At 50.0% G+C, this 13,696-nt stretch carries 9 protein-coding genes; 1 reads left to right on the top strand and 8 read right to left on the bottom strand.

Going from position 1 to position 13,696, the window contains the following annotated elements; genetic code table 11:
• Positions 1-15: 15 nt before the first annotated feature.
• From PRIO_RS08945 to PRIO_RS08915, 6 genes are all read right to left on the bottom strand, one after another.
• Positions 16-3,870, bottom strand: coding sequence for a GH32 C-terminal domain-containing protein (locus PRIO_RS08945; RefSeq protein ID WP_052741432.1), 3,855 nt, complete (start codon positions 3,868-3,870; stop codon positions 16-18).
• 324 nt (positions 3,871-4,194) lie between these two features.
• Positions 4,195-5,082, bottom strand: coding sequence for an ROK family protein (locus tag PRIO_RS08935; protein WP_020432424.1), 888 nt, complete (start codon positions 5,080-5,082; stop codon positions 4,195-4,197).
• A 4-nt stretch (positions 5,083-5,086) separates the two neighbouring features.
• Complete coding sequence (locus PRIO_RS08930; RefSeq protein ID WP_020432426.1) at positions 5,087-6,583, bottom strand: glycoside hydrolase family 32 protein; 1,497 nt, start codon at positions 6,581-6,583, stop codon at positions 5,087-5,089.
• Between the two features lie 31 nt (positions 6,584-6,614).
• Positions 6,615-8,228 carry an ABC transporter substrate-binding protein gene (locus PRIO_RS08925; RefSeq protein WP_020432428.1) on the bottom strand — a complete coding sequence of 538 codons (1,614 nt, stop codon included), beginning with the start codon at positions 8,226-8,228 and terminating at the stop codon, positions 6,615-6,617.
• Between the two features lie 59 nt (positions 8,229-8,287).
• Positions 8,288-9,169, bottom strand: coding sequence for a carbohydrate ABC transporter permease (locus tag PRIO_RS08920; protein WP_020432430.1), 882 nt, complete (start codon positions 9,167-9,169; stop codon positions 8,288-8,290).
• 17 nt (positions 9,170-9,186) lie between these two features.
• On the bottom strand, positions 9,187-10,140 hold the full coding sequence (locus PRIO_RS08915) for an ABC transporter permease (RefSeq protein ID WP_020432432.1): 954 nt from the start codon (positions 10,138-10,140) through the stop codon (positions 9,187-9,189).
• Positions 10,141-10,551: 411 nt separating this feature from the next.
• Between PRIO_RS08915 and PRIO_RS08910 the strand changes: the two genes are divergently transcribed.
• On the top strand, positions 10,552-11,598 hold the full coding sequence (locus PRIO_RS08910) for a LacI family DNA-binding transcriptional regulator (RefSeq protein WP_020432435.1): 1,047 nt from the start codon (positions 10,552-10,554) through the stop codon (positions 11,596-11,598).
• 158 nt (positions 11,599-11,756) lie between these two features.
• On the opposite strand, the gene PRIO_RS08905 is transcribed toward PRIO_RS08910, so the two are convergent.
• Positions 11,757-12,317: a sugar O-acetyltransferase gene (locus tag PRIO_RS08905; protein WP_039790753.1), complete on the bottom strand. Its 561-nt coding sequence runs from the start codon at positions 12,315-12,317 to the stop codon at positions 11,757-11,759.
• 77 nt (positions 12,318-12,394) lie between these two features.
• Entirely contained in the window at positions 12,395-13,426 is a 1,032-nt protein-coding gene (locus PRIO_RS08900; RefSeq protein WP_020432439.1) for an ROK family protein, read from the bottom strand.
• Positions 13,427-13,696: the final 270 nt, after the last annotated feature.

The raw sequence follows: 13,696 nt of genomic DNA, 5'->3' as shown, positions 1-13,696 counted from the left end.
TCTTCTCTGTCCGCTTCACTCCGCTGACGGCCTGATTTCTTCTGTGCCTTTGAAGCTTCCATGTGAATCAGGGTTTATTCTCCACTTCTGACGCATTTCATCTGTTCGATACTCCTCTAAAGTAAGTTTGGAGCCATCCCCGGATATGGCCAGAGCCAGATGTTGATGGGCAGAGATAATGGCAGCCGAGCCATCCTCATTCTTCTGGATGATCCACCGCTGATTATTGTAGCCCAGATAAGAATATAGCTGGATTCTATTCTGTCCGGTGTCCAGATCAAGCGCCTGTCCGGCAGTCGTGCGGATGGAGTAGGAGCCTGCTTCATCTCCTGTCGGCACAAACACCCATTTCTGATCCGTGGCTTCATTGGCATTCCGCACTTTAACAGCTTCGCCATTTGTCAGGCTGTCTGTATACAGGGATTTCCCGGAGGCAGTATTCACCAGGCTTGAGGTCATCAAGTCCGCTGGCGCTCCCCCGGTCACCTTTACATTCTGAAAAGAAGCCTCCCCGCCAAAAACATGAAGCCCGAAATGGCCCTCCGCAAACGTACCGTCCTTCAGGTCCATGATCTGCCGTCCTCCCATATACACGATGATGCGCGGGCCTTCCGCTTGAATCTTGATGTTGTAGGTTTGACCCGGCAGGATAAAGGCCGGATATTTCGCCAGAACCTGCCGTTCCTCGAACCGCCCGTCGAGCTTGTAGAACAGGCGGACAGACTTCATGTTCGGGTCCAGATTCAAGTAGTAGCCGCTGCGCCCATCCCCGCTTGCACGGAACAGAAGCGAACCCGCCCCGCCGGATTCACCAAGCTTCATGTCGGCTTCATACGTAAAATTACCCGCCTGCTCTTGGGCCATGTGATTTGCGTCGCTGGAGTATTTCCCGCGAATGCCATCCCCTGTGGCGATCCATGAAGCCATGGACAAGTCCTGGGTCCAGCCGCTGAGATTGGTATGAAATTCGCCGCCGTATACTTTTACCACCAGGCTGGCAGATGCCTTGCCGTTCGGGGTGGATACCGTAATGACGGCCTCCCCTGCTTTTTTCGCCTGAAGGGTTGCCTGGGAAAAATCCGCTGCACTAATACCGGCCACCTCTTCATTGCTCGACTTCCACTTCAGCGGGTGAACCCCATTGCCGGGCCCGTTCTCCACTGCCGCCTGCAGCGTCACGCTGTCCCCGGTCTCCAATTCACGGTCAGCGGTATCCATGGCAATCCGGGTGGCTGCGCTGCTGTCTGAATTCCATACCGGTCCCAGCTTATTCACTTTCAGCGATATCACCTTCACCATGCCGCCCTGGCTGTAGAAGCTCATTGCCCTGCTGGCCGGGTCAGGAAAAATGACTTCAGAGAACACCGCCTTGCCCCCATTGCCAAAAACCTCAACAGAAGATTCATCCACCAAAATCCGCAGCTTGATCCGCTTGTTCTCCGCTGTCATAGCCGCTTCATGTCTTGTACTAAAAAGACTGGAGAAATCCGTTACCCCGGAAGCGGACCGGTCAACGAATAGCTGGCTTTCGCCTACCTTGTAGCCAACAACCGTCTTCTGATCCGCTCCTTCACGCACGTTAAACCCAAACTCTGTTGCGGTGCTGCCGTCCGGAATCTCCAGTTCGGCTTCAATTTCATACGCACCGGCTACAAGACCCTTCAGCAGGTTGGGAGAAGAAGAATTGACCCTCTTATCCGCTGCAGTGAACAGCCTGCTCCGCAGCTGCTCTATTTCCTTAACCGGACTCTGGGCAAGCCGGAGCCCCTCAGGGGTCATGACCAGGGTAACCTCTCTCGGAACCGTCAACTCACCCTTCCAGCCTGAAGTAGGGAAAGCAAACGGATAATCCCAGTTGGACATCCACGCCAGCATCACTCTGCGCCCATCCGGCATGTCCGAGAACGACATGGAGGCATAATACTCTTTGCCAAAGTCTGTCCGCAAGACCTTCCCGGCCGGGTTGTCATTCACGAATTTACCTTCAGCCGTCAGACTCCCCACAAAATATTCCGAATCCGAACCTCCAGTTGCCGGATTCGCGCCCGTGCTGATCATGAGCACCCATTTCTTCTGCGATGTCCCCTGTACAGTCAGCGGGAACAAGTCCGGGCATTCCCATACACCGCCGCGGACATAATCCCCATACCCCCAATTATCGGTCAACGTCCAGTCCAGCAAATTGGTTGAGGTGAAAAACCGGATATGATCGCCACCGGACACCACCATCACCCAGCGGTTATTCCCGTCATCCCGGACCACCTTGGGATCGCGGAAATCCCAGCCTCCCGGATCTTCTCCGTTTTTACCGGGGTTCTCAATCACAATCGGACGGTCCTTGGCGTATTCCCAGGTGCGCCCCTTATCCTTGCTGTAAGCCAGGCCAATCCGCTGGTTGCCGTTCGGGCCATCCGGGTTATAGGAAGTATAATAGGCAATCAGGCCTTTGCCCCCCGAATCTGTGAACAGACCTGATGCATTCGCTGCATCCGCTACAGCAGCCCCGGACCAGATATGCCCGTAATCATTCCATGGAAGGGCAATCGGCAAGCGTTTCCAGTTCAGCATATCCTTGCTGACGGCATGAGCCCATGTGCCTCCATCCTGATGGAAGAGATGGTATTCGCCTTCGAAATAGACCAGCCCGTTCGGGTCACTGGCGGAACCGCGGACCGGCGAATAATGATACCGGGGACGGAAAGTTTCATTATAGTAGCTGTCCGCGTCCGTGAGATAGGTTTCCTGAAAGTAAGCGTTTCCCGTTTTCACCACAAGTCCGGCGTGTCCGGTTGAATACGCGGTATCTTGTATATCAATTGCCGCCGGGGTATACCCGTCGAGGAACACTTGAATCCGGCTGCCCTTGGCCTTGATTTCCACATGATGTTTGGCTCCGGTTCTGCTCGGATAAAGGTGCTCTGAGCTTGCAACTACAGTTCCGTCCGCTTTTGCCAGCTTGACACCGACCTGGTCCCCTTCCCTCGCAAGGACAGCTTCATAGCCGCGGACGCCATCGGCAGAGGAACGGAAAGCCAGTGCCGCAGCAGCATTGGAGCCCAAAGAGATGGTTCCTTCATATACCAAATCGGCGGCTTGCCTAGAATAGATCCGCTGTGCTTTGCTCCCGTTTGCAGAGGTACCTTTTTGACCTCTGAGGTCAGGCTGCCACTGTCCTTTATTCATAAGCACCGGACCCAGGTTTCCTTTCAGATCACTTACCGTTATATTCTGGAACAGAGCAGAACCATCCCGCACATGGAGTCCAAGACGGCCGGAACGGTATGTACTGTCCTGAATCTCGATCACAGGTTTGTACTGATTCCCCCAATATACCTTCAGCGATGTCCCTTCAGCCTTTACTTTGAGATGATAGATTTCCCCTTCCTTGAGGGAAACCTGTCGTTCTTCGTATAATTTGCCCGCCCCTCCTGCCGCATCTTTCAGGCGGATTACCCCGGACCCGGGTGCAAGCTGCAGCATATACGAATTCTTCCCGTCATCATCCGAACGGAAGATCAAAGAAGTATCCGCTTTCAATTCCTTGAGCATCACATCGGCTTCGTACAAAAAATCCTCTGCCGCTGTTTCGGACACAGCCATTACATTCTGCTGCGGATCGGATGTCAGCAACAGCCCTTCTGCGGTATTCTTCATCTCTCCTTTTCCTTTGACTTGCCATCCCGTCAGATTTGTTATTACCTTGGCAGCGTTCTCATTAATTGCAAGCCCCTCCTTGTCCGGTTCCCCTGTCCCCTGATCTGCTGGCGCAGCCCAGCCCGTGGCAGGATTTACTGCGTAAAGGCCCGAGGAAGCCATCACGGTTCCTATAACCAGCAGAAAGCACAGTACTGTCCTGAATTTCTTCTTCATCTGTTGTCCTCCATTTCCCGTCTGCGCAATTTTCATCCTCTTGTTAAAAAGCTGGCCAGTTACGGTTGCATAACTGGCCGGATGCCTATGGCGAAGCTTTTCTACACAGGTGTCAACACATTCTATTGCACTTTCTGCAGCAGATAACCCGTAAATTGGCCGAAAAATTCAATCTGTTGCACTCTGTACAGTAGAATCCCGTAGAATAGCTGGTTTTGACTCCAAATCTGAAAATCTATTGCACGAAATACAGCAAAACGCGATTTGTTACAGAACCATAAGTATTCTATTGCAATAAGTGCAGTCAGGAAAAATCTGCAAGGGTTATTTAGCTGCCTCATGCTTCCAAGCCGCAAGCCCCAACGCCAGAGCGCCGTATAATCCCGCCTGCGGGCCAAGGCCCGGCGGAACAATATACTCATCCATGTGATCCAATAGGGAACTTGAACGGACATAACCGTTCAGGTTCCGCAGCACCGCCTGCCGGATCAGCGGGAACAGCTGCTGCTGCTGCATCACGCCGCCGCCCAGAATAATTTTGTGCGGAGACAGCAGCAGAATGGCACTGGTTATGGACTGGGCAATATAGAAGGCTTCCATTTCCCAGGCGGCATGGTCCAGCGGCAGCTCATGGCCCTTTTTCCCCCATCTGGCTTCAATGGCAGGACCTGCCGCCATCCCTTCGAGGCAGTCCCCATGATAAGGGCACACTCCCGCAAATTTATCTTCCGGGTGCCGTCTGGTCAGCACATGCCCGCCTTCAGGATGCACAAGGCCATGGATGATGGTACCTTCCGAATACACGCCGACACCGACACCGGTACCTACGGTATAGTACAGACAGCTGGACAATCCTTGCGCAGCCCCCCACTTGGCTTCGCCATATGCGGCTGCATTAACATCGGTATCCCAGCCAAAGGGGACGGGAAAGGCATGCCGTAAAGTCCCCAGCATATCGTAATTCTCCCACCCTGGCTTAGGGGTGGACGTAACGCAGCCGTAAGTCGGACTCTCCGGGTTGATATCGATCGGGCCAAAGGAGCCCACTCCGATCGCCTCTACCTCTTTGTCCTGAAAATATTCAATCACCTGGGGGAGGGTCTGATCCGGATGTCCGGTTGGAAGGCTGAGCCGGTCCAGAATTTCCCCCTTTTCATCCCCGATCCCTAATACGAATTTGGTTCCGCCTGCTTCAATGGCTCCTATACGCATTCCGTCAGCCCTCCGATTGCCGGTCATCGCCGATTGCGGCAGGCAGAGCTAATTTGTAGACCTCCAGTGAAAGAAACGGCGTCTCTTCATGTTCGGCAAACGCAGCAATACCCGCAGATTCAGGCTTAGGGAAGATAAGATCTGTAATGACCGCCTGGCCCCCATTGCCGAACACTTCAACTGAAGTACGGTCGACATAAATGTGAAGATCATGGATCTCTCCCGGAGCCTGCAACGCCGCCGAATGACGTCCGGGGTACCGCTCATGGAAGCCGGTCAGGCCGGAAGCCGCCCGGTCTACATACAGCTCTCCGGTCTGCGCATCGATTCCGGTCACGGTTTCTTCCCCCGCCCCGACTCTTACCTTGAATCCGGCAGACATGCCACGGGGCAGCTTCGCGGCGATCTCGTAAGCATCCAGCTGAAGACCGGCTAAAGAAGCATTGACTTCTTGCACAGTAACGTCTTTGAGTGAAAGCACCGGGATGCGGGCCGCCTCCAGTTCTTGGGCCGGCTTCTGAACAAGCAGGATGTTCCCTTCTCTGGATTCAAGGTACAGTTCTCTTGGCAGGGTCATCGCCCCCCGGAACTCTTCTGCAGGAGTCTGCTGCGCATACATCCAGTTGCTCATCCAGCCGATAAACAGGCGTCTTCCATCGGCTTCAGGCACATCCGACCAGCTTACTCCTGCATAATTGTCCCTTCCATAATCCAGCCAGCGGATCGTCCGGGAATCCTCGTCCGGAGTAAACACATTTCCATCGAAATCACCGGTGAAGTACTGCGTTCTGGAGCCTTCAGCAAAAGCGGGGTCCGCGCCGATACTCACCAGCATCACCCATTTGATATTCGATGTGTCTCCATCCACGTGCAGCGGGAACAAGTCCGGGCATTCCCACACACCGTCATGAGAGCCGATGCCCTTGCCGAATTCACTGGCAAATGTCCAATGGATCAGATCCGGGGAATGATACAGGCATACCGTTTGACCGCAAGCAACGATCATTACCCATTTGCCTGTCTCCCGGTTCCAGAACACCTTCGGATCACGGAAATCGATAAAGGCATCATCCTCCAGCACCGGATTGCCTTCGTATTTGGTCCAGGTTCTGCCGTTGTCATGGCTGTAAGCGAGACTTTGGCGCTGAACAGGCGGTTGCCCTTCGGGCATATCCAGGTGGTGGGTAAAGATGGCAACCAGCCCCGGCTTATCCGCAAAAAATCCCGTCGTATTGTTCCAGTCCACAACAGCACTTCCCGAGAAAATCATCCCAAGCTCATCCGGAAAGAGTGCGACAGGCAGCTCTTCCCAGGTGACAAGATCCTTGCTGACCGCATGGCCCCAGTGCATGGCCCCCATGGTCATTCCATCCGGATGATGCTGAAAAAACAAATGATATTCTCCTTCAAAATAGACCATCCCGTTCGGGTCGTTCATCCACTTGGCCTGGGGCGAGAAATGATAGACCCCCCGGTAGTTTTGTTTTGTACTAGCTGGCATGATGGCTCTCTCCTTTACTCCACTCGATTGTTTATTTTTTGGTTGCTCTGTCATAACCGTCTTGTTTGATTTTCAGCCATTCCTGCAGGCCAAGACGGTCCAGCTCTTTCAGATATTCTCCCCACTGCTCATTCACTTTGCCGTTCTGGTACCATTCTGTACGCATTCTAAGGACGTAGGCAAACAAATCCGTTTCAATCGTCGTCAGGCGGTCCAGCTCTTCAATCGAATTGAACACGCTGGGCATTACATTCTCCGCTTTCATCTTCGGTGCCATGATGTTCTTGATAATATCCATTCTGCCTTTGGCATCATCCGGCATGGTGGTATATTTGCCATAGTAGGAATCCAGGACAGCCAGCGGCCCGCCGATGCTTGTTTTCTCGCGAAGCTCAACAGGAGCCGCACCTTCCAGCGGCAGATGCTTCAGCATGCCTTTGGCCTCATCCAATTCGAAGATGTTCTGCTGGGTTTCATCCCCGTAGGTGCCCCAGTTGTCCTGTACGGATTGGAGCGGATCATACAGCTGGTCCACCCATTTCGCCGTCGTTTCCAGGTTTTTGTTGGCGCTCGTCACGACCATTTTGCCGCGGCCAAGACCCAGTCCGTTGGTTCTCGTTACGTTCACTTCACCATCCGGGCCGGCGAGCGGCGGCATTACATCATAGGCATCATTAGCTCCGGAGATGTTAGCTTTATCCCAAGAGAAGTACAGGCCGTAGCGCTGCTCCTTCCCTTTGGCCAGATACGTACTCCAGTCCTGCGTGTAAGCCTCGATGTCAATAAGCCCTTCTTTATACAGCTCATTAATAAATGAAATAGCGTTTTTGTAGCCTTCTTCCGCCGCGGTAAAGATCACTTTGCCGTCATCGCTTACCACCGCATGGTCGGGGTTCTCCCCAAGCCCGAAGGAAGCAAAGAGGAAGGCCAGATCTTCCGCACCCGGCTTATTGATGAAGGACAGCGGGATTTCATCCGCCTGGCCGTTGCCGTTCGGGTCCTGGGTTTTGAACGCGATCAGCACTTTTTTCAGCTCATCCGTCGTTTTTGGCATCTCCAGGCCCAGCTTCTTCAGCCATTCGACGTTAATCCAAGGCATGCTGTCTACAGCCTGGATTCGCTCTTTTCCATTGCCCAGCTCTTCAATCCAGGGAAAAGCATAGATATTGCCGTCCGGCGCCGTAATCATGCTCTTGTATTCAGGAGCTTCTTCCAGCACCTTTTTAAAATTGGGCATATTCTTCTCAATCAGATCGTTCAGCGGAATGATCGTACCGTCCTTGGCGAGCTTCAGCAGTTCATAATCGCTATAATCAGCATTAAAAATTGCATCGGGAAGGTCGCCGCTGGCCACCGCCAGGTTTCTTTTTTCCACAAATACGTCCTTGGTGAAGTTTTTCCAGTTAATATGAACATTTGTTTTTTCTTCAAGGCGTTTATTGATCAGCTTGTCATTCGGGTCGGCAGGGGCCAGCGGGGAGCTTTGTGTAATAAAGTTCAGGGTAACTTTGCCGCTGGGGTCCTGTTCTTTACTGGCTGCACTTCCTCCTCCGCCGCCGCTGCATGCACTAAGGAACATGAGAGAGGCAAGCACAGACGCTGAAGCTGCTTTGGTTACCACTTTTGATTTTGTCGTTTTTTTCATGGACATATGACCTCCTGAGTAGGATGAATGTAAATCTGTATCTATGTTCAGCCCGTCCCCTATTTCAGGGAACCGAGCATGACACCTTTTTCAAAATACTTCTGGAAGAAAGGATACATAATGATCAGCGGCAGACTGGACACCACAATGGCAGCATATTTGATGATCTCGGACAACCGTTTCATTTCCGCCATGGCGAGCTGATCACTGATCATGCCCGGATCGACCTGGTTCTGAATCAGGATGGAACGCAGTACAAGCTGCAGCGGATGAAGGTTCGGATTATCCAGATAAATCATGGCATCAAAATAGGAATTCCACTGGCCGACAAAGGCGTACAGGGCAAGCACGAAGATAATGGGTTTGGAGAGCGGCAATACAATACCGATGAAAATCCGCCATTCTGATGCCCCGTCCACATTGGCTGCCTCCCTCAATTCATTGGGCACACCCTTGAAAAAGGTACGGGACAGGATAATGTTCCATACATTGACTGCACCGGGAATGATGACGGCCCAGACGGTGTCGAGCAGGCCCAGATTTTTGACCAGCAGGTAAGTCGGAACAAGTCCCCCTCCAAAAAACATCGTGATAATGAACAGGGTCATAAAAAAACCTCTGCCCTTCAGCCTGTCATCCGACAGGGCATAACCTGCGCAGATGGAGACCAGAACAGTAAGTATGGCAAATGCCACAGAGTAGAAAACAGCGTTTCCAAAACCGCGGATCATCGCCGGATTGGTCAGAATCATTTTGTAGCCGTCTAAGGACCAGTCCGAGATTTTGAAGGATAATCCATGGCTGAGCAGTACCGACGGGTCCATGAAGGAAGCAATCACCACATAAACGAGCGGAAGCACCACCACCAATACAGCGAGCGTCAAAAACGTGGCATTCAGCGCGAGAATAAAGCGGTCCAGCCGGGAATGTTTGATGAACATGAACAGGTGCTCCTTTCTTAGTAAAGGCCGTCGCCCTCATTCAGCTTCTTCACAATGAAGTTCACTGTAATGAGCAAAACAACGTTGATAAGCGAGTTGAACAACCCCACTGCGGCTGAGTAGGCGTAGTCGCCCGACTGCAAGCCAATTTTGTACACATAAGTCGGAATGATCTCGGAAGTCGGCAGGTTGGTCGCCGTTTGCATGAGATAAGCCTTTTCAAATCCAATCGACATGATGCCGCCCGCAGCGAGAATAAACACAATGGCCATAATCGGGCGAATGGTCGGAAGATCAATATGGCGTATTCTCTGCAAAAGATTGGCGCCGTCCAGATTTGCTGCATTATGTAGCTCGGGGTCAACGTTGGCTAAAGCCGCCACATAAATAATCGAAGCCCAGCCTGCACTCGTCCAGATATCCGACAAAATGTAGATCCAGCGGAAATACTCCGGACGGGACATGAACATCACAGGTTCACCTGTAGCCCAGGTAAGGAGCTGGTTGATCGGCCCAGTCGGGGACAGGAAGATAAACAGCATCCCCACCACAACCACTACAGAAATAAAGTTAGGCGCATACAGAAACAACTGTATGTTCTTCTTGATTGCAGACTTGCGCACCTGATTCAGCATCAAGGCCAGCAGAATGGGAACGGGAAAGCTCAATATCAGACCGAAAAAGCTTAATTTAAGCGTATTCATAAAAATGACTTCAAAATTGGGGGAAGAAAGAAACTTATTGAAGTTGTAAAAACCTACCCACTCACTGCCCAGGATTCCTTTGATGGGACTGAAATCTTTAAAGGCGATGATCGCGCCATACATAGGACCGTATTTGAAAATTAGGGTTAGGATCAACGCCGGAGCGAGCATTAAATAAAGAAAGTAATGCTTCTTTACAAAATTCAGCAAGGACCCCGAAGATCTGGGTACCGTACTTCCGGCATTCGCTTTTATTGTGTTTTGCAATGCCTTTGCCTCCATTTCTTTTACAAATTTAATTTGTGATGCAAATACAGCTAACCGGTTCAGCGGCCTTCAAGCCCTGCTGCATTTACAATTTATCAGAGAGTTCACCATGCGTCAATACAATATGTAAAATCATTTTTGTTCATTTGACAATAAACAAAATTCAAAAACAGCTATTTTCCTTTGTAAAATAACAAATTGTGGATGAATAGTAGGGTTTTTTTGTAATTTCCGGCTTAACATATGGATGCAGCGTAGTGATTTGCATGATATTTTGCACATGTGTACATCGTAAAATGTAAACTTATTTGTTCATTTGTAAATTTTATATTGCTATTTTTGGAAAACTATTATACATTTAAGAAAGTTAAACTGACGAGAAGATATGATATAGAGGTGAACGTACAATACATGGCTAGAGATAGAGTAACCATACAGGACATCGCGGATGCTTTGGGAATCTCCAGGAATACGGCTTCCAAAGCGCTTAACGGAGTGGACAGTATTCCTGCCGAAACCAGAGACAAGGTGATCAAAAAAGCGGTTGAACTTAAATACAAACAATTTTCTTATATGGAAACAACCATTGGTACCTCCGAAAAACAAGGCAATATTGCATTATTGACCTGCAATCTGCCTAACGGCTCACACTTCGGCTCCCTGCTGATCAGCGGGTTAGAGAAGGAAATCAGCACCAAGGGCTATACTTTATCTATTTATTTCGTCCGCGAGAATGATATCAATGGCATGACCCTGCCTGGTAACTTTGAACCCTCGAGTGTGGATGGCATCATCTGCATTGAAATGTTCAATAAGGCTTACAGCAAGCTGATCACGGATCTTGGCATTCCGACTATTTTTATTGACTGCGCTGCCGATATGGTGTATCCGGAATTGAAGGCCGATCTGGTTCTAATGGAGAATGAGCACAGCACTTACTCTGTAACCCGGAAACTGATAGATCATGGATACACCAGCTTCGGTTTTGTAGGCGATTACAATCACTGCAAAAGCTTCAATGAACGCTGGACCGGATTTAACAGAGCTCTTACAGAATGTGGAATAACCCTGGATCCCGCCCATAACATTGTAGCGCCAGACCGGAACTTCAATATTAATATGGAGGAAAACTGGATGGGGCATCAACTGGATGCCCTGGAAGCGTGGCCATCCGTCTTTATCTGTGCCAATGATTTCATTGCCATCAGTGTTATGAAGTCTCTGAAGAACAAAGGGATTAAAGTACCGGAAGAAGTTGCTGTCTGCGGATTTGATGATGCTTCGGAATCACGGGTTGTCGAACCCCATCTGACAACCGTACATATTTACAGCAGCCAAATGGGGATTATTTCAGCCGAAATTCTATTGTCCAGAATCAAAGACAACACCAAGCCGTACCAGGTGACCCATGTTGCAACGGATATGATATTCAGGGGGTCCACGCCTGCTTTAAACTAACTGACCGGAATGCCTCACTCCCCCAATCGAGGATCGAAGCGTAGAAACAGCCCAAGGGTCCGGCGGACTTAACAGAACGCCGGACCCTTGGGCTGTGATTCAAAGTAGTGTTACAGCTTCCATCTGCTGTTCATGATATCATAGTTGCCATTCTTCACTTAAAGATCAATTTTTTTAATCACTTTTGCTGGATTACCACCGACAATCACGTTGTCCGGAACATCCTTAGTTACCACGGCTCCTGAAGCGATAACGACATTATCGCCAATTGTTACACCCGGATTAATAATTGCTTGTCCACCAACCCATACATTGTTGCCAATCGTTACTGGCTTGCCATACTCGGGACCTTTAATTCTTTCCGATGGATCCACAGGATGTGTAGCCGTATACACCTGAACCCCGGGTCCGAACAAACAGTTATTACCTATCCGCACCTCGCAGACATCCAGGATCGTGCAGTCGAAATTCGCATAGAAGTGTTCCCCAACGTGAATATTGTAGCCATAGTCAACCCGTATATTCGGTTCCATACCCAGGTTTTCACCCGTCGAGCCCATAAGCTCTTTGAGAATCTGCACCCGCAGCTCATCATCCAATTCGGTAGTCTGGTTGTATATGCGCGTCATCCTTCTGGCATATGCCCGCTCACGTGTCAGCTCAGGGTCCCAACCCATATACAGTTCTCCATTGAGCATCTTTTGTTTTTCTGTTTTCATGTTATACACCTTGTCCTCTCTCATCATGAAGTGAAGTATTCTGAATAACCATCTACGCAGATGTCACAGGCTTCGCCTCACCTCCGTTTTTCTATAAGTTGCAGTGAATAGGAAAGGCTCTCCAGTGTCATTGTAATCAACCCATACATGTAATTCTCATGGGGATTTTCGAGCAGCATTAGCTGCGGCATATGCATCTCTGGTATATACTTCAGGCATTCCTGACGGATCAGTTCCACATCAGCGGGCTCTACCAAGCTTCCCGTCAGCGCAATCGTCTCCGGGTTCATTATTGCAATCAAGCTGGATACGGCACGGCCAGCCAGTGAATAAAAAGTAGTCCGTTCGTGCAACTGCCGGAACTGCTCTTCATGGGACATGCCAAATGGTAAAAAGGCGATCTCCCCCGCAAAACGAGTACTGCCTCTGAGGATATGCCCATCCACCATCATGCCTGCTCCCGGGAAGCAGCCTTCAATAAAGGTCACCACCGCAACTGACTTCTCTTCATCATATCCCTGCTTCTGATAGAAACCATACACGGTCAGATTCATGTCGTTATCCATAATGACTTCCACCCCATGCTTATCACGAATGGAAGCCTCTAGCGGAACATTAATCAGTTCCTTGATATCGCTGACATTAATGATTCCCTGATTAACAGCGCCCGGCACCCCGATCCCAACAGCTCGAATTTGCGGGAATTCACCTATGAGCTGATCTACCAACTTTTCGATCATATCAGGCTCCATCCGATCGGTCTCCTGATAACCTTCCTTTATTGCCTCTCCTGCAAGGTTGGCGACCGTATAAGTAAGTGAATGGGTCTTTACTCCAGCTCTGATAATAATGCAGGCAATATAAGAAAAGTTCACATTATACCTGTACAATCTGGCCGGGCGTCCACCGCTGGATTCCTCCATATCCAGCTCCAGAAGCTCGCCGGTGTCTATCAGTTCATTTAGAATGTTACCGCAGGTGGCTACACTTAAACCTGTAGCTTGTGCAAGCATAGATTTTGTACCCTGCTTCATCGTTTTTAGAGCCTGCCGGACTAACTCCTTGTTCATTTTTTTGACCCGCATTGTATTGTTTGTAATTGGATTCATTAATGGTACTTTCACTCCCCCACATTTTAGTTAACTCTTTTAATAAGTATTAAATTAATTGATTTTGACCTTGATGTCAATATAGAGTGAACTTAAGATAATTAAATAAAGTTTGGACATGCATGGTTAACCGTGCGGATTTTGCCTGGCTCCTCTGGGACATTATGGGGTCCCTTACCGATCTATCTGTAAGTGATCCGGACAGGAAATCCGCTATTTGGGGCGGACCAGGTTATTCCGAGGTCAAACGGACAGAGATTCCGTTATTTC

Origin of the sequence: Paenibacillus riograndensis SBR5 (genome assembly GCF_000981585.1) — a bacterium.
GTDB classification, from domain to species: domain Bacteria; phylum Bacillota; class Bacilli; order Paenibacillales; family Paenibacillaceae; genus Paenibacillus_AQ; species Paenibacillus_AQ riograndensis.
Note: the sequence above shows the minus strand (reverse complement) of the source record. Positions and strands in the feature narration are given on the sequence as shown.